Raw genomic sequence first — 22,796 nt, forward strand, 5'->3', positions numbered from 1 at the left:
GTGCATACTCTTTCTTGTTTTCGTGCGGCAAAGCGCCGCTTGCTGTAAAAATATTCACTATTTATGCATTAATAGTGAATAACTCCATATTGTAACTCATTGATATTCTGTTACCCAAATCCGTTTATGCATTTTTATCGCTGGCTGGCACGAACGCTGCAATCTACATTCACAGTGCAAACACTCAATTATTTAACATTTAAACAACCTTTTATTTACCGGATGAGGTCGCTATGTCTCTGTCAGTTACGCGTGAAAATTTTGATGAATGGATGATGCCGGTGTACGCTCCGGCGGCTTTTATTCCGGTACGTGGGGAAGGCTCTCGCCTGTGGGATCAGCAGGGCAAAGAGTATATCGACTTTGCGGGTGGGATTGCGGTGAATGCGCTGGGGCATGCAAACCCGGCGCTGCGGCAGGCGCTGAATGATCAGGCGGCGAAATTCTGGCATACCGGCAACGGTTATACCAACGAACCGGCGTTGCGTCTGGCGAAGAAGCTGATCGACGCCACTTTCGCAGAAAAAGTCTTTTTCTGTAACTCCGGCGCGGAAGCGAACGAAGCGGCGCTGAAGCTGGCGCGCAAATATGCGCACGATAAATTCGGCCCGCACAAGAGCGGCATCGTAGCCTTTAAAAATGCCTTCCATGGCCGCACGCTGTTTACCGTCAGTGCGGGTGGTCAGCCCTCATATTCTCAGGATTTTGCGCCGCTGCCGCCGGATATCCGTCATGCGGCGTATAACGATTTACACTCTGCCAGCGAGCTGATTGACGACACCACCTGTGCGGTGATTGTCGAGCCCATGCAGGGGGAAGGCGGCGTCATGCCCGCCCAGAAAGCGTTCCTGCAAGGGCTGCGCGAGCTGTGCGATCGGCATAACGCGGTCCTGATTTTTGACGAAGTCCAGACCGGCGTGGGCCGCACGGGTGAGCTGTACGCCTACATGCACTATGGCGTGACCCCGGATGTGCTTTCAACAGCCAAAGCGCTCGGCGGCGGCTTCCCGGTGGGGGCGATGCTGACCACCGATACATTCGCCAGCGTGATGACCGTGGGCACCCATGGCACCACTTACGGCGGTAACCCGCTGGCAACCGCTGTCGCCGGACAGGTGCTGGATATCATCAACACTCCTGAGGTGCTTAGCGGCGTGAAGCAGCGTCACCAGTGGTTTGTTGAGCGTCTTACCGCCATCAATAACCAGACCGGCATGTTCAAAGAGATCCGCGGTCTGGGGCTGTTGATAGGTTGTGAGCTTGCCCCTGAGTTTGCTGGCAAAGCGAAGCTGATTTCACAGGAAGCGGCAAAGCAGGGCGTGATGGTGTTGATTGCCGGCGCTAACGTGGTGCGGTTTGCCCCTGCGCTGATCGTCAGTGAGGAAGAGGTCAGAACCGGGTTAGATCGTTTTGCGCTGGCCTGCGAACAGGTGAAGTCCGGGGTGTCATCATGATGGTCATCCGTCCCGTTGCGCACGGCGATCTCGCCGGGCTTATGCAGCTTGCCGGTAAGACAGGGGGCGGGCTGACCTCGCTGCCTGCCGATGAAAAAACGCTGTCGGCGCGCATTGAGCGCGCCCTGCAAACCTGGCAGGGGACGTTGCCAAAAAGCGAACAGGGCTATGTGTTCGTGCTGGAAGAGACCGACACGGGAACCGTGGCGGGGATTTGCGCCATCGAGGTGGCCGTCGGGCTTAACGATCCGTGGTACAACTACCGCGTCGGCACGATGGTCCACGCCTCGAAAGAGCTGAACGTCTACAACGCGCTGCCGACGCTTTTTCTCTGTAATGACCATACCGGCGCCAGCGAACTCTGCACCCTGTTTCTCGATCCGGACTGGCGCAAAGAGGGTAACGGTTATCTGCTCTCCAAATCGCGCTTCATGTTTATGGCCGCCTTTCGCGACCGCTTCAACGAAAAAGTGGTCGCGGAGATGCGCGGCGTAATTGATGAGACGGGCTACTCGCCGTTCTGGGAGAGCCTGGGCGAACGCTTCTTCTCCATGGAATTTAGCCGGGCGGATTACCTGTGCGGTACCGGTCAGAAGGCGTTTATCGCCGAGTTAATGCCGAAGCATCCTATTTATACCCATTTCTTAACGCCGGAAGCGCAGGCGGTGATCGGCGAAGTTCACCCGCAAACCGCCCCGGCCCGTGCAGTGCTGGAGAAAGAGGGTTTTCGCTACCGCAATTACGTCGACATCTTTGACGGCGGTCCAACGCTGGAATGCGATATTGACCGCGTACGCGCCATCCGTAAAAGCCGCCTGGTTGAGGTTTCAGAAGGCCAGCCCGCGCCGGGCGAGTGGCCAGCCTGCCTGGTCTCGAACGAGAATTACGCCAACTTCCGCGCCATGCTGGTGCGAACCAACCCAACATGCGAGCGTCTGGTACTGACGGCTGCGCAACTGGATGCCCTGAAATGTAACGCTGGCGACACGGTTCGCCTGGTGCGGCTCTGCCCTGAGGAGAAAACAGCATGACTCTATGGATTAACGGTGACTGGGTAACGGGCGAAGGTGATGCGCGGACAAAAACTAACCCGGTCGGCCAGGAGGTGCTCTGGTCGGGGAACGACGCCAGCGCCGGGCAGGTTGAGCAGGCCTGCCAGGCTGCACGCCGCGCGTTTCCGGCATGGGCGAAACGGCCATTCTCCGAGCGCCAGGCGCTGGTTGAGAAATTTGCTGCGCTGCTGGAGGCCAATAAAGCAGAGCTGACCCGCATCATTGCCTGCGAAACGAGCAAGCCGCGCTGGGAGGCAACCACCGAAGTGACGGCGATGATCAATAAAATCGGTATATCGGTGAAGGCGTACCATGCCCGCACCGGTGAGCAGCATACCGGGATGCCGGACGGCGCCGCCACGCTGCGCCACCGTCCGCACGGGGTGTTGGCGGTGTTTGGCCCGTACAACTTCCCCGGGCATCTGCCGAACGGGCATATTGTGCCTGCGCTGCTGGCGGGAAATACCGTTATCTTCAAGCCGAGTGAGTTAACCCCCTTAACCGGAGAAGCGGTGGTAAAACTCTGGGAGCAGGCAGGGCTGCCGCCGGGCGTGCTGAATCTGGTGCAGGGCGGGCGTGAAACCGGTCAGGCGCTGAGTGCGCTGAGCGACATTGACGGTCTGCTGTTTACCGGCAGTGCCGGAACGGGTTATCAGCTGCATCGTCAGCTGGCGGGGCAGCCGGAAAAAATTCTGGCGCTGGAGATGGGTGGCAACAACCCGCTGATTGTGGAAGATCCGGATGATATCGATGCTGCGGTCCACCTGACCATTCAGTCGGCATTCATTACCGCCGGACAGCGCTGCACCTGCGCCCGCCGCCTGCTGGTTAAACGCGGCGCGCAGGGGGATGCGTTTCTTAAGCGTCTGGTGGAGGTGAGCGGGCGTCTGGTTCCCGCGAAATGGGATACCGAGCCGCAGCCGTTTATCGGCGGGCTGATCTCCGGGCAGGCGGCGCTGAACGTGCTGAAAGCGTGGCAGGAGCACGTGGCGCGTGGGGCGAAGACCCTGCTGGAGCCGAAGCAGGTAATGCCGGGCACGTCGCTGCTGACGCCGGGGATTATTGAGATGAGTGCGACGAGCAACGTGCCGGATGAAGAGGTCTTTGGCCCGCTGCTGTGCGTCTGGCGCTATGACGATTTTGAGTCGGCGATCGAGATGGCCAACAACACCCGCTACGGTCTGTCGAGCGGCCTGATATCCCCGCATCGCGAGAAATTCGACCAGCTGCTGCTGGAAGCGCGCGCCGGGATCGTGAACTGGAACAAACCGCTGACCGGCGCGGCGAGCACCGCGCCGTTTGGTGGCGTAGGGGCATCGGGCAACCATCGCGCCAGCGCCTGGTATGCCGCCGATTACTGCGCGTGGCCGATGGCAAGCCTGGAAACCCCGGCGCTGACGCTGCCGGAGACGCTGAATCCGGGGCTGGATTTTACAGAGGGTGACGCCCATGAAAGCGCGTGAGGTTAACTTTGACGGACTGGTGGGGCTGACGCACCACTATGCCGGGCTGTCGTTCGGCAATGAAGCTTCGACGAAGCACCGTTTCCAGGTCTCGAACCCGAAGCTGGCGGCCAAGCAGGGGCTATTGAAAATGAAGGCGCTGTCCGATGCCGGTTTCCCGCAGGCGGTGATCCCGCCGCAGGAGCGGCCGAACGTGGCCGTGCTGCGCCAGCTGGGCTTCAGCGGTACGGATGAACAGGTGGTTGAAAAAGCCGGTACGCAGTCCCCACAGCTGCTTTCCGCGGCCAGTTCAGCCTCTTCAATGTGGGTAGCGAATGCCGCCACCGTCGCGCCGTCGGCGGATACGCTGGACGGCAAAGTGCATCTGACTGTCGCTAACCTGAACAACAAATTCCACCGCGCCAGCGAAGCGGAGACCACCGGGCGCGTGCTGCGCGCCATTTTTAATCATGATGCGCATTTTGAGGTGCATTCGGCGCTGCCGCAGGTCGCGATGTTTGGCGACGAAGGGGCGGCAAACCACAACCGTCTGGGTGGCGATTACGGCGATCCGGGTTTGCAGCTGTTTATCTATGGACGGGAAGAGGGCGGCCACGCCGCGCCGGTTCGTTATCCGGCGAGACAAACCTTAGCCGCAAGCCAGGCGGTTGCACGGCTGAACCAGGTTAATCCTACTCAGGTGATTTTTGCCCAGCAAAATCCGCAGGTGATCGACCAGGGCGTTTTTCATAACGACGTGATTGCCGTTTCCAACCGTCAGGTGCTGTTCTGCCACGAGCAGGCGTTTGCCCATCAGGAAAAGTTGCTGGCCACGCTGCGCGAACGCGTGCCGGGATTTATGCCGATTCAGGTGCCCACGCAGGCGGTAAGCGTGCAGGATGCGGTCGAAACGTATCTGTTCAACAGCCAACTGCTGAGCCGGGATGACGGCAGCATGATGCTGGTGCTGCCGCAGGAGTCCCGCAACCATCAGGGCGTCTGGCGCTATCTCAGCGAACTGGTGCAGGCGGATAACCCGATTGATGAACTGCGCGTGTTTGATCTGCGGGAAAGTATGGCCAACGGCGGGGGACCGGCGTGCCTGCGACTGCGCGTGGTGTTAACGCCGGAGGAAATGCAGGCCGTGAATCCGGCGGTGATGATGAACGACACGCTGTTCAATACCCTCAATGACTGGGTGGACCGCTACTATCGTGACCGTCTGGTTCAGGCCGATCTGGTTGATCCGCAGCTGCTGCGCGAAGGCCGCGAGGCGCTGGATGCATTATCAACCATCCTGCAACTGGGATCGGTTTATCCGTTCCAGCGCTAAGGAGACGATATGGAAAACTTTCTGGCGCTGACGCTGGCTGAAGAGACACCGGAGCGGCACGAGGGGGAAGGCCCCTCGTTCCACTGGCGATGGCTGGGGCCGGGCGTGCTTGAACTGACGCCGACGGGGCAATATAACCTGTCGCTGCTGCTTTCTACCGGCATTCACGGGAATGAAACCGCGCCTGTGGAGATTGTCGATCTGTTGCTGCGCGCGCTGTATCGCGCAGAGATCACGCTGCACTGCCGTCTGCTGGTGGTACTGGGAAATCCGCCTGCGCTGGCGCAAAACAAACGGTATCTCGTGAGCGACATCAACCGAATGTTTGGTGGCCGCTGGGCGCAATTTCCACAGAGTGATGAAACGACACGTGCGCAATGGCTGGAGAAGGTGGTCACGGCGTTTTTTGCCGGGGCGGGGGAAACGCGCTGGCACCTCGATCTGCATACCGCCATCCGCGCCTCGTACCACGTACGTTTTGGCGTGTTACCGCAGCGCCATCAGCCGTGGGATGAGGCGTTTCTGACCTGGCTTGGCGACGCGGGACTGGAAGCGCTGGTTTTCCACCAGACGCCGGGCGGCACGTTTACCCACTTCACCTGCGAGAATTTCGGCGCGCTGTCCTGCACGCTGGAGCTGGGAAAAGCGCTGCCGTTCGGGCAAAACGACCTGACGCGTTTTGCCCCTACGCATCAGGCGCTTCGGGCGTTGCTCGCAGGGGTTGCGCCGGAACCCACCCGGGAACCCGTCGTGCGCTATCGGGTCGTACAGCAGATCACGCGTCAAAGTGAAGCTTTCCAGCTTCATATGGCGCCCCATACGCTGAACTTCACGCCGTTTCGCCAGGGCGTCCTGCTGGCGGAAGATGGTGAGACGCGTTATGCGGTACAGAACCCCACGGAATATGTTTTATTTCCTAACCCGTCAGTCGCGTTTGGTTTACGAGCCGGGTTGATGCTGGAAAAAATGCCCTGATCGTCTCCCCTCGCGCAGACCGGAGGGGAAACGAAGAATTAATTTCTTAACGTTAAAAGCGCTCTGGAAGTGTTTGCGGAATATTCCTGGAGAATTGCTTTATTATTAAACGGCACTTCGCTATACTCCTCCACAATCTCTTTAAAATCATCCTGTTGAATATTTTTGTTTCATCTCTCCACGCTTTTTCCTTAATTTCTCCATAATTGGCGAAAACGTGTTTTTTATACTTTCATTGTTTTACCGTTGCTCTGACTAATTGACGATAAACCCCGTAAAGTTAATCTCGTCAACACGGCATAGCGCCGAAGAATAACTGAAAGTAAGGAAAGACATTATGCGTAAATTAACTGCACTGTTTGTTGCCTCTACCCTGGCTCTGGGCGCTACCAGCATGGCGTTCGCCGCCGATACCGCGACCACTACCGCCGCGCCGGCAGAAGGCAAAATGATGATGCATCATAAAGGCAAGCCGGGTATGCATCATGAGATGATGATGTTTAAAGATCTGAACCTGACCGATGCGCAGAAGCAGCAGATCCGCGACATCAGGAAAAGTCAGCGTGACCAGATGAAACGTCCTCCGCTGGAAGAGCGCCGCGCGATGCATGACATCATTGCCAGCGACAGCTTCGACAAAGCAAAAGCAGAAGCGCAGATCGACAAAATGGCCGAGCAGCATAAAGCGCATATGCTGGCCCACATGGAAACCCAGAACAAGATTTACAACATTCTGACGCCGGAACAGAAAAAGCAATTTAATGCCAATTTTGAGAAGCGTCTGACAGAACGTGCAGCGCCGGAAGGTAAAATGCCTGCACCAGCCGAATAATCGGTTCACTCTCTTAAGACCGCCGGGCTCCTGTCTACACAAGCGAAAACGCTGTGGACAGGACCGGCGGTTTTTCTTTTGCCCCATGCCTAAGGTCTGGCCATACCGTTGCCGATAATACGTCTGTGAAAATGCCCTGGCGCACGGTGCGTCCTTCAGGAGTGGTCATGGAATTCTTTGATATCCGTAAAATACCCGTCAGTCTCTGGCGTAACGGCGCGGGTGAGACGCGTGAGATTTGCTGTTTCCCTCCCGCGACGCGGGATTTTTCCTGGCGGGCCAGCATCGCCTCCATCGCCAGTAACGGCGAATTCTCCGCGTTTCCGGGCGTTGACCGGGTGATTACGCTGCTGGAAGGCGGCGAGGTGACGCTGGATGCGGGGAGGGCGTTTTGCCATACCCTGAAACACCATCAGCCTTACGGCTTTGCGGGCGATTTGACGGTGAAAGCCGTGCTCACAGAGGGGCAGATGTCGATGGATTTCAATGTCATGACCCGACGGGAGCACTGCCAGGCAAAGGTGCGCGTTGCTACCCGAACGTTCACTACCTTCGCATCACGCGGTGGCGTGGCGTTCGTATTAAGCGGCGCCTGGCAACTGGGCGATAAATTACTGACCGCCGATCAGGGCGCCAGCTGGCAAGAGGGCAGCCATACCCTCCGTCTACTGGAAACGAAGGGGTCGCTGCTGTTAAGTGAAATTACCTGGCTGCCGGGTCATTGAGCATGACTATCTCATATTTACCGGTTAACAGCGGCTTACAGAGAATTTTGTAGCCATCCTGATCGAACCCGGCAGGTGTGCGCAGCAGGGCGGCAGCGTCATCCAGACTTTCAACCGCGCCAAGCCAGAGCCAGTTGCGGATGACGTGATAGTGCGTCATCGCATCGCGGGTCTCTTTCAACGCCACCGCGCCTTCCCACGGCCAGCAGTTGACGCTGATTGAGGCCAGGCCAGCCATAAACCGGGCATGATGTTCTTCAACGCTCTCTTTTCCACAGCACGCCCCGGCGCAGCGTTTCAACGCGGAGCGGAAACAGGCGCGACCGCGGGTAGTCGCTTCCAGTCCTAACAGGCCGTAACAAAGCTGTAATTCATCAGCAAGGGATTGCAGAGTTTGCAGTGCGGCACGTTTGTTGGCAAACAGACCGTAAAGATTCGGTTCATGCGAAAAATCCACTTCCCGGGCATAAACAACCTGCGGTTTTCCCGCGTTAACCTGCAAGGAACACAGCTGGCGGTTGCGGCGCAGGCGTTTGTTAAACAGCGGCTGCTGTTCCTTGATGAGCCGGGCTTCGAGCAGAAGCGCGCCCAGTTCACCTGCCGTCTCGATCCAGGTGATCCGCCGGGACTGTCTGAGCATCGACGCTTCGTCCGGCGTACGCAGGTGCGACATCACCCGACTGCGGATATTTACGCTTTTGCCGATATAGAGCGGCATGGTGTCGCTGTCGCCGTGGAAGAAATAGACGCCAGGCTGTTTAGGCAGCGCCTCAAGCCAGGGGCGAAGATGCTCGGGATATTCGTAGATAGCCGCCGCTTCAAACTCAAGACGCGGGGCGGATTGACGCCTGCTCACATACTGCTCCATATACTGTTCAGGCATACAGTGTAGCAGGTGTTTGGTGGTTAAAAAAGAGCCGGGTGGCGGTTACGCCTTACCCGGCCTGCAAAACTGAGTTACCGTTTTGCTTTTACTTTTTCCAGAAATCATCAAACACCGTAATGGGTGGACGGCGTTTGTGCTCGGTTTTCAGATACCAGCCTTCAATAATTTTTGCGGTACCTTCGTCGAGCGTTTTGCCTTCCAGATAATCATCGATGTTGTCATAGGTCACACCCAGCGCGGCTTCATCCGGCAGGGAAGGGCGATCGTCTTCCAGGTCTGCCGTTGGCGCCTTCTTATACAGGTGCTCCGGGCAGCCCAGCGCCGCCAGCAGTTGCTTACCCTGACGCTTGTTCAGGCGGAAGAGGGGGTTGATGTCCGTGCCGCCATCGCCGTATTTGGTGAAGAAACCGGTGATGGCTTCCGCGGCGTGGTCGGTGCCGACGACGACCCCTTTGGTCATCCCTGCGATACTGTATTGCGCTTTCATGCGCTCACGGGCTTTCTCGTTGCCACGAACAAAATCGCTCAGTTCAATGCCAGCTTCACGCAAGGCCTGCTCGCTTGCCAGTACCGAACCTTTGATGTTTACGGTAAGAACACGGTCCGGCTGAATAAAGGCGATCGCATCCTGACAGTCCTGCTCGTCGGCCTGCACGCCATACGGCAGACGTACGGCAATAAATTGCAGTGCGGTGTCACCGGTCTCGTCACGCAGCTCGGTGATGGCCATCTGGCTTAGTTTACCGGCCAGAGTGGAGTCCTGACCGCCGCTGATACCCAGTACCAGCGTCTTCAGGAAAGGGTGTGCGGACAGGTAAGCTTTCAAAAAATCAACGCTTCGACGGATCTCTTCTTTGGCATTAATCGCAGGTTTCGCGCCCAGCGCCTGAATAATTTCTTGTTGCAGAGCCATTACGCCCTCCCTATGCAGAACCAAACAGAAAGTGTGATCTGTTAAAACTAACCCTTTGTCGGGGAAACGACAAGGATCACAGTTTTGAGTGTACTGTTTTACAGCGATTTAGCAGCTTATCGTTGTTTTATTAGAATTTTCCGAAATTCGTCTGGCGTAACTCGCAAAGTTGAACAATAGTAATTTTTATCCCATGCTTAGTTAACACGCTGATAAACAAGAGGACGGAATATGAACAAGAACGTAGCAGGAATTTTAAGCGCAGCGGCGGTACTGACTATGCTGGCTGGGTGTACAGCTTACGATCGCACCACAGATCAGTTCACACAGCCAGTGGTAAAAGACGTCAAAAAAGGCATGACGCGTTCCCAGGTTGCAGCCATTGCCGGTAAACCTTCTTCAGAAGTCACTATGATCCACGCGCGTGGCACCTGCCAGACCTATATTCTGGGTCAACGTAATGGTAAGGCAGAAACCTACTTTGTCGCCCTGGATGATACCGGTCACGTGATCAATTCGGGCTACCAGACCTGCGCTGAATACGACACCGATCCACAGGCACCTAAGGCGCAGTAACCGCGCTTGCCTGAAAGTGTTAACAAACCGGCCTGATGGCCGGTTTTTTTATGCATACGTAAATCTTATTTCTTAGCGCGAAATATTTGCCTGAAATGTGAAGGTAGTCAACAAGCCAGGTCAATGAGAGACAATTTGAGTCTATCCAGAATTATCCCCTCCCTGTACCATTGCGTATACTCACTTCAACGACAAACAATGTTCAGCACACTGCCCGTCAGCCAGGATAGCGAGTCGAGTGATAGCGCGACGGCGGTCAGACCAATAAGAGGGAAATTATCATGGAAAAGAAACATATCTACTTGTTCTGCTCTGCGGGCATGTCCACTTCGCTGCTGGTTTCAAAAATGCGCGCGCAGGCCGAAAAATATGAAGTCCCTGTGGTGATTGAGGCGTTTCCGGAAACGCTGGCGGGCGAAAAGGGTCAGACAGCAGATGTAATTTTACTCGGGCCGCAAATCGCTTATATGCTGCCAGAAATTCAACGTTTGCTCCCTAATAAGCCGGTCGAAGTGATCGATTCCGTTTTATACGGCAAGATTGATGGTTTAGGTGTATTAAAAGCTGCTGTTGCGGCGATTAAAAAAGCTGCTAATTAATTTTTTATTTTTCCCGTCAAAGAGTTATTTCACACACAATACGCCGTAACGGTCGTTGCGGCATTTAAGGGTATTTTCCTATGAGTAAAGTCATCGCTTCACTTGAAAAGGTACTCCTTCCTTTTGCTGTTAAAATAGGAAAGCAGCCTCACGTTAATGCCATTAGGAACGGCTTTATTAAATTAATGCCGTTGACATTAGCCGGGGCAATGTTCGTTTTAATTAACAACGTTTTTCTCAGCTTTGGAGAAGGTTCCTTTTTTTATTCATTAGGAATTAGGTTAGATGCTTCCACTATTGAAACCCTTAATGGTTTAAAAGCCATTGGCGGCAACGTATACAACGGTACGTTGGGTATTATGTCGCTAATGGCGCCTTTCTTTATCGGAATGGCGCTGGCGGAAGAGCGTAAAGTGGATCCGCTGGCGGCGGGCTTACTGTCCATTGCCGCGTTTATGACCGTCACGCCGTACAGTGTAGGCGACGCTTACGCCGTGGGCGCCAACTGGCTGGGTGGGGCAAACATTATTTCCGGTATTATTATCGGACTGGTGGTGGCCGAAATGTTCACCTTTATTATTCGCCGCAACTGGGTTATCCGCTTGCCTGATAGCGTTCCGGCCTCTGTTTCTCGTTCATTTTCCGCGTTGATACCGGGCTTCATTATTCTCTCCATCATGGGGATTATTGCCTGGGCGCTCTCTCACTGGGGGACTAACTTCCACCAGATCATTATGGACTCTATCTCAACGCCGCTGGCGTCGATGGGTAGCGTGGTCGGTTGGGCGTATGTCATCTTTACTTCCCTGCTGTGGTTCTTCGGCGTGCATGGTTCACTGGCACTGGCGGCGCTGGACAGCGGTATTATGACCCCGTGGGCACTGGAAAACGTCGCGCTTTACCAGCAGTACGGCTCCGTCGATGCGGCGCTGGCGGCCGGTAAAACCTTCCATGTGTGGGCGAAGCCGATGCTTGACTCCTATATCTTCCTGGGCGGTACCGGGGCGACGCTGGGTCTGATCATCGCGGTCTTTATTGTCTCTCGCCGCGCCGACCATCGTCAGGTTGCGAAGCTGGCCCTGCCGTCAGGCATCTTCCAGATTAACGAGCCGATCCTGTTTGGTCTGCCAATTATCATGAACCCGGTGATGTTCATTCCATTCATCCTGGTTCAGCCGCTGCTGGCCGCGATTACGCTGACGGCGTATTACCTGGGCATTATCCCGCCGGTGACCAACATTGCGCCGTGGACGATGCCAGCTGGTCTGGGCGCGTTCTTCAACACCAACGGTAGCGTGGCCGCCTTCCTGCTGGCGATATTCAACCTCGGGATTGCAACCCTGCTCTACATGCCGTTCGTGGCGATTGCGAACTGAAGTGGTCAACAAAAACTGGCCACCGCGTTAGAGTTTTTCCAGTATCGGTTTTCTGATTCGTTTGGCGGTAACCCACCATTATATTCGTGCGGTCTTAGTGCGCTGTAATATCCAACGATATAGTCCGTTATTGCGTGAGCTGCATCGCTGAAGCTTACATAGCCCGTCGCCGGCACCCATTCGTTCTTCAGACTCCTGAAGAAGCGCTCCATTGGGCTGTTATCCCAGCAGTTTCCACGCCGACTCATACTCTGCCTGATCCGGTATCGCCACAGTAACTGCCGGAACTGCCTGCTCGTATAATGGCTGCCTTGATCGCTGTGGAACATCACCCCGACGGGCTTACCACGGGTTTCCCATGCCATTTCCAGTGCTTTCATGGTGAGCCTGCTGTCCGGCGAGAACGACATGGCCCAGCCCACTGGTTTTCTTGCGAACAGGTCGAGAACAACGGCGAGGTACGCCCAGCGCTTACCCGTCCAGATATAGGTCACATCACCGCACCACACCTGATTTGGTTCCGTTACGGCGAACTGTCGCTCAAGATGATTCGGGATAGCAACGTGCTCATGACCGCCACGCTTATACCGGTGAGTCGGCTGCTGGCAACTGACCAGCCCCAGCTCTTTCATGAGTCTGCCAGCAAGCCAGCGCCCCATCTGGTAGCCTCTCTGGGTTGCCATTGTGGCGATGCTTCTTGCTCCGGCAGAGCCGTGGCTGATGCCATGCAGTTCAAGTACCTGACTGCGTAATACAGCCCGTCTGCCGTCTGGCTTTTCAGGACGGTTTTTCCAGTATTTGTAGCTGCTGCGATGAACCCCGAACACATGGCAGAGAGTGGCCACAGGATAACGCGCCCTGAGTTTCCCGATTATCGAGAACTGTTCAGGGAGTCTGACATCAAGAGCGCGGTAGCCTTTTTTAATATTTCATTTTCCATTTCAATACGTTGTAGCTTTTTCCTGAGCTCACGGATTTCAATTTGTTCCGGGGTAATGGGGGAGGCTTTTGGTGTTTTGCCCTGCCGTTCATCACGTAATTGTTTCACCCATCGCGTCATTGTGGAAAGGCCGACATCCATAGCGCTGGCTGCATCTGCCACGGTGTAGTTCTGGTCAACGACCAGTTGAGCGGATTCGCGTTTAAACTCTGCGCTGAAATTTCTTTTTTTCATTATGACACCTGTGTTGTTCTGAGGTGAGCATATCACCTCTGTTCAGGTGGCCAAATTCAGTAAACCACTTCACTTCAAACAAGGCTGCAACGGTTATCGATGAAGAAGAGAGCGAAGAGGATATCGCCCTCGCACTGAAATTCTAAAATTGCACGGCGCGGGGCAACCCGCGCCAGCGTAAAGGAGCTTAAAGATGTTAGATTTAGAGAGTATCGTTGCCGAAGAAACCGCAGTGAACGATCTGGAAGAAGTGGTGATGGGGCTCATCATCAATTCCGGGCAGGCGCGAAGCCTGGCGTATGCGGCGCTTAAGCAGGCTAAGCAGGGCGATTTTGTTGCCGCGAAAACCATGATGGAGCAGTCCCGTACGGCGTTAAACGAAGCGCATCTGGTGCAGACGAAACTCATCGAAAGCGACCAGGGCGAAGGAAAGATGAAAGTGAGTCTGGTGCTGGTACATGCGCAGGATCACCTGATGACCTCCATGCTGGCGCGCGAGATGGTAGCGGAGCTCATCGAGCTTCACGAGAAGATGCAGTAAGTCTGAACAGGCACCAGGAGGTCAGCACGATGGAAATCAAAACCGCACATGAGCAGCAGCTGTTTAATGGCAAGAATTTTCACGTGGTGATTTACAACAAAACGGAGAGCGCCAGCGGTCTGCACCAGCATGACTACTACGAGTTCACGATTGTTCTGACCGGCCGCTACTATCAGGAGATCAACGGTAAGCGCGTCCTGCTTGAGCGTGGCGATTTCGTCTTCCTGCCGATGGGGTCCTATCACCAGAGCTTTTATGAGTTTGGTGCGACGCGCATTCTTAACGTAGGGGTGAGCAGGCGTTTCTTCGAGAAGCACTATCTGCCGCTGGTTCCGTTCTGCTTTGTGGCGTCACAGGTGTATCGCGTTAAAAATGAGTTTATGACCTGGATTGAAACGGTTATCGCCTCGCTGAATTTCCGCGACAATGAATTTGATGAATTTATTGAAACCGTGACGTTCTACGTCATGAACCGTCTTCGCCATCATCGTGAAGAACAGCAGGTGGTGGATGATATTCCTCAGTGGCTGCGCAGTACCGTGGAGCTGATGCACGACAAAGGACAGTTCAGCGATAACGCCCTGGAAAACATGGTGGCGCTGTCGGGTAAATCGCAGGAATATTTAACGCGCGCCACGCAGCGCTATTACCGTAAAACGCCTGTTCAAATTATTAATGAAATCCGCATCAATTTTGCCAAAAAACAGCTGGAAATTACTAACTACTCTGTCACCGATATCGCTTACGAATCGGGTTACAGCAGCCCCAGCCTGTTTATTAAAACCTTTAAGAAAATGACTTCATTCACACCGAACAGTTACCGCAAAAATTTAACGGTAATTAATTAACTTTCGGCGGTTATCCGCCAGGAATATTGACGTAATGGCTTGCCCAAATAGCGGGAAGAGTACGCTATACCTTGCAGGCGATTACCCTGATAAGCTAAGGGAGAGTTTATGCAAAAGAAATTAAAAGTCGTAACCATTGGTGGCGGCAGCAGCTATACCCCGGAATTACTTGAAGGTTTCCTGAAACGTTATCATGAATTACCGGTCAGCGAATTATGGCTGGTGGATGTTGAAGAAGGTCAGGAGAAGCTAAATATTATTTTTGAACTGTGCAAACGCATGGTTGAAAAAGCAGGCGTGCCTTTAACCGTGCATAAAACGCTGGATCGCAGCCTGGCGCTGAAAGATGCTGACTTCGTGACCACCCAGCTGCGCGTCGGCCAGCTGAAGGCGCGTGAGCTGGACGAGCGTATTCCGCTGAGCCACGGTTATCTGGGCCAGGAAACCAACGGGGCAGGTGGCCTGTTTAAAGGTCTGCGTACTATTCCGGTCATTTTTGACATCATTAAAGACGTGGAAGAGATCTGCCCGAACGCGTGGGTGATTAACTTTACCAACCCGGCCGGGATGGTCACCGAGGCAGTCTATCGTCACACCGGTTTCAAACGCTTTATCGGCGTCTGCAATATTCCGATCGGCATGAAGATGTTCATCCGCGATGTGCTGGCGCTAACCGATAACGATGAATTGTCCATTGACCTGTTCGGCCTGAACCACATGGTCTTTATCAAAGATGTGATTGTGAACGGGCAATCGCGCTTTGCGGAGCTGCTTGATGGCGTTGCCTCTGGTCGCCTGACCGCGGCCTCGGTGAAAAACATCTTCGATCTGCCGTTCAGCGAAGGGCTGATCCGCTCCCTGAATCTGCTGCCGTGCTCGTATCTGCTTTACTACTTCAAGCAGAAAGAGATGCTGGCGATTGAAATGGGCGAATACTACAAAGGAGGCGCACGCGCTCAGGTTGTACAGAAAGTAGAGAAGCAGCTTTTTGATTTGTATAAAGATCCGAACCTGAACGTCAAACCGAAAGAGCTTGAGCAGCGCGGTGGGGCATACTATTCAGATGCCGCGTGTGAAGTGATCAACGCCATTTACAATGACAAGCAGGCCGAGCACTATGTGAACGTTCCGCATCATGGGCACATCGACAATATCCCGGCAGACTGGGCCGTGGAGATGACCTGCATCCTTGGGCGCGAGGGTGCAAAACCGCATCCCCGCATTACCCACTTCGACGATAAGGTGATGGGCCTGATTCACACCATCAAAGGCTTTGAAGTGGCGGCGAGCAATGCGGCCCTGAGCGGCGAGCTGAATGACGTGCTGCTGGCGCTGAACCTGAGCCCGCTGGTGCATTCTGACCGTGACGCTGAAAAACTCGCGAGTGAGATGATACTGGCGCATGAGAAATGGCTGCCAAACTTTGCTGCAACGGTTGAGAAACTGAAACTCACACACCGTTAAGAGGAGGCGCGATGGAAAACCTGCTGATCGTCAATGCCGATGATTTCGGCCTGTCAAAAGGGCAGAACTACGGCATTATCGAAGCCTGTCGCCGGGGCGTCGTGACCTCTACAACAGCGCTCATCAACGGTGAGGCGGTGGAACATGCGGCGCAGTTAAGCCGTGAGCTGCCCGAACTGGGCGTGGGCATGCACTTTGTGCTGACGCTTGGGTTGCCCCTTTCACCGATGCCGGGGCTGACGCGCGACGGGCAACTGGGTAAATGGATTTGGGAAATGGCGGAGCAGGACGCTTTGCCGCTTGATGAGATTGCCCGCGAGCTGGACTGCCAGTTTAACCGCTTTGTGGATGTGTTTGGCCGCGAGCCCACCCATATCGACAGTCATCATCATGTGCATATGATCCCGGCGATTTTCCCGCTTGTGGCAGAATTTGCCAAACGTAAAGGCGTGGCGATGCGCGTGGATCGGGAGGTGCGCGGACTGCCGGACGTTGCGGTGACGTCAACGGAGGGGTTCAGCAGCGCATTTTATGGCGACGATATCGACGAAGCGCTGTTCCTGAAGGTGCTGGATGCCTCCGCCGCAAAAGGGGAGCGCTCGCTTGAGGTAATGGCGCATCCGGCGTTTGTCGATAACATCGTACGTAAGAGCGCCTACTGCTGGCCGCGTCTGGCGGAACTGGACGTGCTAACGTCGGCGTCGTTGAAGTATGCGATTGCCGAGCGTGGGTATCGTCTGGGGACGTTCAGGGATTTGTGAGCAAAATAAAGCCCGGGGACGGCTTCGCCTTACCGGGCCTACAACATCAGTCGAAATATAGGCCGGGTAAGCGTATCGCCACCCGGCTTTTTTTACGCCGGTATCTGGTCAATCTTGCTGCTGCGCGACCACACGCGGTGCGCGGCGAGCAGGTCAAACAGCCGGGTCATAAACGCATCGTCAATGTTATCACCTTCGACAATGCCTTCTTCCCCTTGAGCCGGTACCTTCAGCAGCGATTTAAACTTCCGCGCATCGCCTGCGAGGGCGATTGGCTTCAGGTGCTTATAGGCTTCCAGCAGATAATAGGCGGCATCACCGTTACCGAGCAGACTCTCAACGTCGCCGCACGGCATAATCACCGCATCAACCGTCAGGGACGGTGCCCCGGCAAAGGTCGCGGCAATCGGCAGGACGGAGCCATCATCGGCCGTCACTTCACCCATGCGTGAGTAAAGCAGTTTGGCGTGTACGCCCTGAGTCTTGAGCGCCCTCATGATCCCCAGAACGTCGCTGGCGCGCGGTTTATCGTTCAGCAGGATAGCCACTACGCGGCCTTTGATCGACCCGCCAGGTACCGCGTACAGGCTCAGGGACGGATCCTTCTTCAGCCCGTTCACGTCTTTAGGCGGTGCAGCATGGCATTGCTCGTCAGTCAGCGTAATGCCGAGATTATTCGCCACGCCCTGAGCAAGCTGGATATCAATATGCGCCAGATGGTCGACCACGCGCTCGCGAATGTAGGTACGCACCACTTTGCTCAGCTCGAAGCTGAAGCCGCCGATAATGTGCTGCTGTTCGATCGGAGTCTGGCTGTTCCAGAACAGGCGAGGCTGAGCGTAATATTCGCCGAATGACGGGCTGCGCTCGCGAATTTTTGTTCCGTCCACGCGCTCCTGATACGACTCGAATCCGCCACGTTTTGGCCCCGGCGGGGTTTCACGCGGCCAGTTATCGTTAATGGAGTTCGGCTCGTAGTTCGCCGGGTTGGTATCGATATCCTGGCGATGCATCCCGTCACGCTGGAAGTTATGGTACGGACAGGTCGGACGGTTGATTGGGAGCTCATGGAAGTTAGGTCCACCAAGACGGCTGATCTGCGTATCGGTGTAAGAGAACAGACGACCCTGCAGCAGCGGATCGTTGGTGAAGTCCAGCCCCGGCACAATATGGCCCGGGTGGAACGCTGCCTGCTCATTTTCCGCGAAGAAGTTATCCGGGTTGCGGTTAAGCACCATTTTACCCACCAGCTGAACCGGCACCAACTCTTCAGGAATAAGCTTGGTCGGGTCGAGCAGGTCGAAGTCGAATTTGAACTCGTCTTCTTCCGGGATCAGCTGTAACCCCAGCTCGTATTCCGGGAAATCACCGGCTTCAATGGATTCCCACAGTTCGCGACGGTGGAAGTCCGGATCGCGTCCAGTCAGCTTCTGCGCTTCATCCCACACCAGGGACGCTTTCCCCGCGACCGGTTTCCAGTGGAAACGCACAAACGTCGCTTTACCTTCAGCGTTAATCAGACGGAAGGTATGAATACCAAAGCCTTCCATGGTGCGATAGCTGCGCGGGATCCCCCGGTCAGACATCGCCCACATCACGTTGTGAAGGGTTTCCGGTTGCAGGGAGACGTAGTCCCAGAATGTGTCATGCGCACTTTGTCCCTGCGGTATGGCCCAGTGTGGTTCTGGTTTTACCGCATGGACAAAGTCAGGGAACTTATGCGCGTCCTGTATGAAGAAAACCGGAGTGTTATTCCCGACGAGGTCGAAAATGCCCTCTTCGGTATAGAATTTGGTGGCGAAGCCGCGGATATCACGCACCGTGTCGGCCGAACCCGCGCCGCCCTGTACGGTAGAGAAACGCACAAACACCGGTGTGATTTTGTTCGGATCGGAAAGGAAATCTGCTTTGGTGATCTCCTTCAGGCTCTTGTACGGCTGGAAATAGCCGTGCGCCGCGGAGCCGCGAGCGTGGACGATACGCTCAGGGATACGCTCATGGTCGAAATGGGTGATTTTTTCGCGCAGGATGAAATCTTCCAGCAGCGTCGGGCCGCGCGTTCCGGCGCGCAGGGAGTTCTGATCATCGGCAATGCGAACGCCCTGGTTCGTGGTCAGCGCATGGCCTTCACCGCCCTTGCGGTGAGGATCGAGCGATTTCAGCTTTTCGTTTTCCGTTTCCGGGGCTTTCATGCTGCCCGGGGCGGTAGGCTGTTCACCCGGTGCGGATGGACCCGGTGATGGTTTGTGTGAGCCGTCGGCTGGGGCAAGTGAGTCCATTCCCGGTTGAGATTCTTCAGTCCCATGAATGGGTGACTGATGTGGTTTAACATTGTTCGACATTGCACGCTTCTCCTTTGTTCATTCCTAAAAACCCTATTAAGGATAGAACAATGTTAAGAATTAGCAGGCGAACTAAGCGTTTTCAGATATTGATTAGCGAAAGGAGCCATCTGCGATACGTCAGGCGCGACGGGCGGGGGGAGAATCGGCTATGATAGAAATTTCCTGCTTTAAGAATTTGCTTTAGTGAACCCGTCGCTTATGAAACCTCTTCGTCAACAAAACCGCCAGGTTATTAGCTATGTACCCCGCGTTGAGCCCGCGCCGCCAGACCATGCCCTGAAGGTGGATGGTTTTCGCGATGTCTGGATGCTGCGGGGTAAATACGTTGCCTTCGTGCTGATTGGCGAGCACTTCCGTCGCTCCCCTGCGTTTACGGTGCCGGAATCGGCGCAGCGATGGGCAATGCAGACCCGCCAGGATGAAGAGGTTGAAGAATAACAGCCATAAAAAAACCGCCCGATGGCGGTTTTTTTATTTCAGCAGTGATTAACGATGTGCCAGTTCGGCATCATCTTCACTGTCGAGAATCGTTTTGTCGGTCTGCTTCAGCCACTGGCTGGTCAGGGTACCGGCGGTCATTGAACCACTCACGTTCAACGCGGTACGACCCATATCGATCAGTGGTTCAACAGAGATCAGCAGGGCAACCAGCGTTACCGGCAGCCCCAGCGCAGGCAGAACGATCAGCGCAGCGAAGGTCGCGCCGCCGCCCACGCCCGCAACACCGGCGGAGCTAATGGTCACGATACCGACCAGCGTCGCAATCCAGACCGGATCCAGCGGGTTAATACCCACGGTTGGGGCAACCATCACGGCTAGCATCGCCGGGTAGAGACCCGCACAGCCGTTCTGCCCGATGGTGGCGCCAAAGGAGGCCGAGAAGCTGGCGATAGACTCGGGTACGCCCAGACGACGTGTCTGTGCTTCCACGTTCAGCGGAATCGATGCCGCGCTGGAACGGCTGGTGAAGGCGAAGGTCAGCACCGGCCAAACTTTGCGGAAATATTTCAGCGGGCCAACGCCGTTCACCGCCAGCAGGATGCCGTGCACAACAAACATGATGCCCAGACCGAGGTACGAGGCAATCACAAAGCTGCCAAGCTTGATGATGTCTTGCAGGTTAGAACCTGCCACGACTTTGGTCATCAGCGCCAGGACACCGTACGGCGTCAGCTGCATGACCAGACGCACCAGCTTCATTACCCAGCTTTGCAGGGTATCGATGGCAGTCAGAACCCGCTCGCCTTTCGGCGCATCGTCCTTCAGCAGCTTCAGCGCAGCCACGCCCAGGAACGCAGCGAAGATCACTACGCTGATAATGGAGGTTGGGCTTGCACCGGTCAGGTCAGCAAACGGGTTTTTCGGAATGAAGGAGAGCACCATCTGCGGAACGGTCAGATCGGCCACTTTACCCACGTAGTTGGTCTCAATCGCCGTCAGACGCGCGGTTTCAGCGCTACCCTGCACCAGACCTTCAGCAGTCAGGCCAAACAGATTGGTAACCAGCACACCCACCAGCGCCGCAATCAGCGTGGTGAAGAGCAGGGTGCCAATGGTCAGGAAACTGATTTTACCCAGTTGAGAAGCATTATGCAGGCGGGCTACGGCGCTCAGAATTGAGGCGAATACCAGCGGCATAACGATCATTTGCAGCAGCTGTACATAGCCGTTACCGACAATGTTGAACCACTGAATGGAATCTTTCAGTACCGGGCTGTCGGAGCCGTAAATAGCGTGTAAGGCCAGGCCAAACACCACGCCCATGACCAGACCAACCAGTACCTTTTTCGCCAGGCTCCACTGTTTGTGGCGAGCCTGGGCGAGAAGCAATAGCAATACGACGAACACAACAATGTTCGCGATGAGTGGAAAATTCATCCCCGTTCTCCTGATTTATTATACGGTCGGTTTTTACCGAACCTGTTGGCGCAAGGTTATCAGAAGTGTGATGTGGCGCTTATATCCATATGGAATGGTTTATGACAAAAGTGATTGTATTGCCGGTTTAATGCTCAATCTGGTGATTAATAAAACGATTGAACTGAAATTGCAGCGAGTTGATCATCTGCGATGACCAGCGCACTGCACCATTTTCGGGCAATGTCTGCGGCATCCAGACGGCATAGGCAAACAGCGCCATGCACAGAACGCGCTCCAGCTGGTTGCCTTTTTGCGGCACGAGGATTGGCAGGCGGAAACGCCAGCGGCAGGGCCAGAGCAGCGGAACGCCCGCTGGCGTCAGCATATCGGCGAGGATATGGCTTAAGTAGCCGAGCACCATGCCCTGAATGGCATCCGCCGGGACTATCCAACTCTCGGGAACCTTCAAATAGAAGAGTGTAAGCAGGCCAAATACGGCCAGCAGGCTGTGGGTAAACCCGCGATGACCAAAGGCTCTGGCGATGGGTTTTGAAATCCACTTCAGCCGCTGACCAAGGAATGATTTTGGATGATCGATGTCCGGCAGCAGGCAGGTCAGCACGGCAGAAGGGACAATATGCCACCAGTCCCCCTGCGCCAGCACAGGGGTCAGTTCAGCGTTTTTAGCAAACACTGCACAGGCAAGTGAAAAAAGCAGGTGGCCTTCCGCCGTCATGATAAAACCCGGTAAACTGTCAATCCATACAGTATAGGGTTTTTATACAGTGTGTGAAAGAGGTGACGGTGTAACTCTTTGTCACAAACCGGCGGTTAGCGCGCCAGCCAGCCACCGTCTACGGCAAGGGTATGGCCGTTAACGTAATCCGACGCCGCCGAGGCCAGAAACACCACCGGACCCTGTAAATCCTCCGGAAGTCCCCAGCGGCCCGCCGGAATACGGTCGAGGATCGCCTGGCTGCGCTGCTCATCATCGCGAAGTTGTTGGGTGTTATTTGTCGCCATATAACCCGGCGCGATAGCGTTCACGTTAATACCTAGCGGCGCCCATTCGTTTGCCAACAGGCGGGTGAGCCCGAGGACGCCGCTTTTCGAAGCCGTATAGGACGGCACCCGAATGCCGCCCTGGAAGGAGAGCATGGAGGCAATGTTAATGATCTTGCCGCCCTGACCCTGCACGATAAACTGTTTCGCTACTGCCTGAGAGAGGAAAAAGACCGATTTCAGATTGAGATCGATGACCTCGTCCCAGTCCTTCTCGCTAAATTCCAGCGCATCGCACCGACGAATGGTGCCGGCATTGTTAACCAGAATATCGATGCGGCCCATCTCTGTGACGGCGGTATCCACGACGCTCTGAATACTCTCATGCTTGCCGAGATCGGCGCGAATTGCGATAAAGCGCCGTCCCAGCGCCGTGACGCGCGCTGCCGTTTCGTCAGGAACCTTGCGGTTTACCCCCACGATATCGCATCCTGCCTGGGCGAGGGCAATGGCCATGCCTTGCCCCAGACCGGTATCGCACCCGGTCACCATCGCCACTTTTCCTGCCAGAGTAAAAGCATCCAGTATCATACGCGCCTCAGAAGTCAGGTTATTGTCATTCTGCACGTAAGGATAGG

The 22,796-nt window shown here is 55.2% G+C and carries 22 protein-coding genes; 15 read left to right on the forward strand and 7 right to left on the reverse strand.

Annotation, left to right across the window (positions count from 1 at the left end):
* The first annotated feature begins 233 nt into the window (after positions 1–233).
* The 7 genes from L3069_RS08920 to ves all read left to right on the forward strand — a co-directional run bounded on the left by L3069_RS08920 (position 234) and on the right by ves (position 7,813).
* Entirely contained in the window at positions 234–1,454 is a 1,221-nt protein-coding gene (locus L3069_RS08920; protein ID WP_022647809.1) for an aspartate aminotransferase family protein, read from the forward strand.
* Positions 1,451–2,485, forward strand: coding sequence for an arginine N-succinyltransferase (gene astA, locus L3069_RS08925; RefSeq protein WP_022647810.1), 1,035 nt, complete (start codon positions 1,451–1,453; stop codon positions 2,483–2,485). Before L3069_RS08920 ends, astA begins: the two co-directional genes overlap by 4 nt.
* Positions 2,482–3,969: a succinylglutamate-semialdehyde dehydrogenase gene (astD, locus tag L3069_RS08930; RefSeq protein ID WP_063136000.1), complete on the forward strand. Its 1,488-nt coding sequence runs from the start codon at positions 2,482–2,484 to the stop codon at positions 3,967–3,969. Before astA ends, astD begins: the two co-directional genes overlap by 4 nt.
* Positions 3,956–5,281, forward strand: coding sequence for an N-succinylarginine dihydrolase (gene astB / locus L3069_RS08935; RefSeq protein WP_023305957.1), 1,326 nt, complete (start codon positions 3,956–3,958; stop codon positions 5,279–5,281). Before astD ends, astB begins: the two co-directional genes overlap by 14 nt.
* A 9-nt stretch (positions 5,282–5,290) precedes the next feature.
* Positions 5,291–6,256, forward strand: coding sequence for a succinylglutamate desuccinylase (astE, locus tag L3069_RS08940; protein WP_038415886.1), 966 nt, complete (start codon positions 5,291–5,293; stop codon positions 6,254–6,256).
* Positions 6,257–6,593: 337 nt separating this feature from the next.
* Positions 6,594–7,088 (forward strand): ATP-independent periplasmic protein-refolding chaperone Spy, encoded by a 495-nt coding sequence (spy, locus tag L3069_RS08945; RefSeq protein ID WP_038415887.1) that lies wholly within the window; start codon positions 6,594–6,596, stop codon positions 7,086–7,088.
* Positions 7,089–7,255: 167 nt separating this feature from the next.
* A complete protein-coding gene (gene ves / locus L3069_RS08950) occupies positions 7,256–7,813 on the forward strand; it encodes an environmental stress-induced protein Ves (protein WP_038415888.1) in 558 nt (185 codons plus the stop codon).
* Here the strand turns inward: ves and cho are convergent.
* Both cho and nadE read right to left on the reverse strand, forming a co-directional pair.
* Positions 7,791–8,669 carry an excinuclease Cho gene (cho, locus tag L3069_RS08955; RefSeq protein ID WP_032624399.1) on the reverse strand — a complete coding sequence of 293 codons (879 nt, stop codon included), beginning with the start codon at positions 8,667–8,669 and terminating at the stop codon, positions 7,791–7,793. The genes ves and cho overlap by 23 nt on opposite strands.
* Before the next feature lie 115 nt (positions 8,670–8,784).
* Positions 8,785–9,612, reverse strand: a complete 828-nt coding sequence (gene nadE / locus L3069_RS08960; RefSeq protein ID WP_038415889.1) for an ammonia-dependent NAD(+) synthetase — start codon at positions 9,610–9,612, stop codon at positions 8,785–8,787.
* 231 nt (positions 9,613–9,843) lie between these two features.
* Between nadE and osmE the strand changes: the two genes are divergently transcribed.
* The 3 genes from osmE (at position 9,844) to chbC (ending at position 12,163) form a co-directional block, all read left to right on the forward strand.
* Positions 9,844–10,188 carry an osmotically-inducible lipoprotein OsmE gene (osmE, locus tag L3069_RS08965; protein WP_022647818.1) on the forward strand — a complete coding sequence of 115 codons (345 nt, stop codon included), beginning with the start codon at positions 9,844–9,846 and terminating at the stop codon, positions 10,186–10,188.
* Between the two features lie 275 nt (positions 10,189–10,463).
* A complete protein-coding gene (gene chbB, locus L3069_RS08970) occupies positions 10,464–10,787 on the forward strand; it encodes a PTS N,N'-diacetylchitobiose transporter subunit IIB (RefSeq protein ID WP_225303350.1) in 324 nt (107 codons plus the stop codon).
* Positions 10,788–10,867: 80 nt separating this feature from the next.
* The gene (gene chbC / locus L3069_RS08975) at positions 10,868–12,163 is read left to right on the forward strand and encodes a PTS N,N'-diacetylchitobiose transporter subunit IIC (protein WP_051979821.1); all 1,296 of its coding nucleotides are present in this window, start codon (positions 10,868–10,870) and stop codon (positions 12,161–12,163) included.
* A 5-nt stretch (positions 12,164–12,168) separates the two neighbouring features.
* Here the strand turns inward: chbC and L3069_RS08980 are convergent.
* Positions 12,169–13,337 (reverse strand): IS3-like element ISEc52 family transposase gene (locus L3069_RS08980; protein WP_085929673.1). Its coding sequence is split into 2 segments (ribosomal slippage): positions 12,169–13,088 and positions 13,088–13,337, totalling 1,170 coding nucleotides; the frame shifts between segments, so codons are not numbered across the junction.
* Between the two features lie 193 nt (positions 13,338–13,530).
* Between L3069_RS08980 and chbA the strand changes: the two genes are divergently transcribed.
* The 4 genes from chbA to chbG all read left to right on the forward strand — a co-directional run bounded on the left by chbA (position 13,531) and on the right by chbG (position 16,951).
* Complete coding sequence (gene chbA / locus L3069_RS08985; RefSeq protein ID WP_022647820.1) at positions 13,531–13,878, forward strand: PTS N,N'-diacetylchitobiose transporter subunit IIA; 348 nt, start codon at positions 13,531–13,533, stop codon at positions 13,876–13,878.
* A gap of 2 nt (positions 13,879–13,880) precedes the next feature.
* The gene (gene chbR / locus L3069_RS08990; protein WP_255248587.1) at positions 13,881–14,726 is read left to right on the forward strand and encodes a transcriptional regulator ChbR; all 846 of its coding nucleotides are present in this window, start codon (positions 13,881–13,883) and stop codon (positions 14,724–14,726) included.
* Positions 14,727–14,834: 108 nt separating this feature from the next.
* On the forward strand, positions 14,835–16,190 hold the full coding sequence (locus tag L3069_RS08995; protein WP_038415891.1) for a 6-phospho-beta-glucosidase: 1,356 nt from the start codon (positions 14,835–14,837) through the stop codon (positions 16,188–16,190).
* A gap of 11 nt (positions 16,191–16,201) precedes the next feature.
* Positions 16,202–16,951 (forward strand): chitin disaccharide deacetylase, encoded by a 750-nt coding sequence (chbG, locus tag L3069_RS09000; protein WP_038415892.1) that lies wholly within the window; start codon positions 16,202–16,204, stop codon positions 16,949–16,951.
* Positions 16,952–17,043: 92 nt separating this feature from the next.
* On the opposite strand, the gene katE is transcribed toward chbG, so the two are convergent.
* Complete coding sequence (gene katE, locus L3069_RS09005) at positions 17,044–19,293, reverse strand: catalase HPII (RefSeq protein WP_236901913.1); 2,250 nt, start codon at positions 19,291–19,293, stop codon at positions 17,044–17,046.
* 201 nt (positions 19,294–19,494) lie between these two features.
* On the opposite strand from katE, the gene cedA reads away from it, so the two are divergent.
* Entirely contained in the window at positions 19,495–19,734 is a 240-nt protein-coding gene (gene cedA / locus L3069_RS09010) for a cell division activator CedA (protein ID WP_022647825.1), read from the forward strand.
* A 48-nt stretch (positions 19,735–19,782) separates the two neighbouring features.
* On the opposite strand, the gene tcyP is transcribed toward cedA, so the two are convergent.
* From tcyP to kduD, 3 genes are all read right to left on the reverse strand, one after another.
* Positions 19,783–21,174, reverse strand: a complete 1,392-nt coding sequence (gene tcyP / locus L3069_RS09015; protein ID WP_022647826.1) for a cystine/sulfocysteine:cation symporter — start codon at positions 21,172–21,174, stop codon at positions 19,783–19,785.
* Positions 21,175–21,301: 127 nt separating this feature from the next.
* On the reverse strand, positions 21,302–21,892 hold the full coding sequence (locus tag L3069_RS09020) for a metal-dependent hydrolase (protein WP_015570742.1): 591 nt from the start codon (positions 21,890–21,892) through the stop codon (positions 21,302–21,304).
* A 95-nt stretch (positions 21,893–21,987) separates the two neighbouring features.
* Positions 21,988–22,749 carry a 2-dehydro-3-deoxy-D-gluconate 5-dehydrogenase KduD gene (gene kduD, locus L3069_RS09025; RefSeq protein WP_023299906.1) on the reverse strand — a complete coding sequence of 254 codons (762 nt, stop codon included), beginning with the start codon at positions 22,747–22,749 and terminating at the stop codon, positions 21,988–21,990.
* Positions 22,750–22,796 lie beyond the last annotated feature (47 nt).

The sequence above is a fragment of the Enterobacter cloacae complex sp. ECL411 genome (genome assembly GCF_021869665.1).
In the GTDB taxonomy this organism is placed as follows: domain Bacteria; phylum Pseudomonadota; class Gammaproteobacteria; order Enterobacterales; family Enterobacteriaceae; genus Enterobacter; species Enterobacter intestinihominis.

Coding starts and splice junctions, on each gene's coding strand:
- astA (WP_022647810.1), top strand. CDS start 1,451: ATGATGGTCATCCGTCCCGTTGCGCACGGCGATCTCGCCGGGCTTATG.
- L3069_RS08920 (WP_022647809.1), top strand. CDS start 234: ATGTCTCTGTCAGTTACGCGTGAAAATTTTGATGAATGGATGATGCCG.
- chbC (WP_051979821.1), top strand. CDS start 10,868: ATGAGTAAAGTCATCGCTTCACTTGAAAAGGTACTCCTTCCTTTTGCT.
- spy (WP_038415887.1), top strand. CDS start 6,594: ATGCGTAAATTAACTGCACTGTTTGTTGCCTCTACCCTGGCTCTGGGC.
- L3069_RS09020 (WP_015570742.1), bottom strand. CDS start 21,892: ATGACGGCGGAAGGCCACCTGCTTTTTTCACTTGCCTGTGCAGTGTTT.
- astD (WP_063136000.1), top strand. CDS start 2,482: ATGACTCTATGGATTAACGGTGACTGGGTAACGGGCGAAGGTGATGCG.
- astB (WP_023305957.1), top strand. CDS start 3,956: ATGAAAGCGCGTGAGGTTAACTTTGACGGACTGGTGGGGCTGACGCAC.
- nadE (WP_038415889.1), bottom strand. CDS start 9,612: ATGGCTCTGCAACAAGAAATTATTCAGGCGCTGGGCGCGAAACCTGCG.
- kduD (WP_023299906.1), bottom strand. CDS start 22,749: ATGATACTGGATGCTTTTACTCTGGCAGGAAAAGTGGCGATGGTGACC.
- astE (WP_038415886.1), top strand. CDS start 5,291: ATGGAAAACTTTCTGGCGCTGACGCTGGCTGAAGAGACACCGGAGCGG.
- cedA (WP_022647825.1), top strand. CDS start 19,495: ATGAAACCTCTTCGTCAACAAAACCGCCAGGTTATTAGCTATGTACCC.
- chbG (WP_038415892.1), top strand. CDS start 16,202: ATGGAAAACCTGCTGATCGTCAATGCCGATGATTTCGGCCTGTCAAAA.
- L3069_RS08995 (WP_038415891.1), top strand. CDS start 14,835: ATGCAAAAGAAATTAAAAGTCGTAACCATTGGTGGCGGCAGCAGCTAT.
- ves (WP_038415888.1), top strand. CDS start 7,256: ATGGAATTCTTTGATATCCGTAAAATACCCGTCAGTCTCTGGCGTAAC.
- osmE (WP_022647818.1), top strand. CDS start 9,844: ATGAACAAGAACGTAGCAGGAATTTTAAGCGCAGCGGCGGTACTGACT.
- tcyP (WP_022647826.1), bottom strand. CDS start 21,174: ATGAATTTTCCACTCATCGCGAACATTGTTGTGTTCGTCGTATTGCTA.
- chbA (WP_022647820.1), top strand. CDS start 13,531: ATGTTAGATTTAGAGAGTATCGTTGCCGAAGAAACCGCAGTGAACGAT.
- katE (WP_236901913.1), bottom strand. CDS start 19,293: ATGTCGAACAATGTTAAACCACATCAGTCACCCATTCATGGGACTGAA.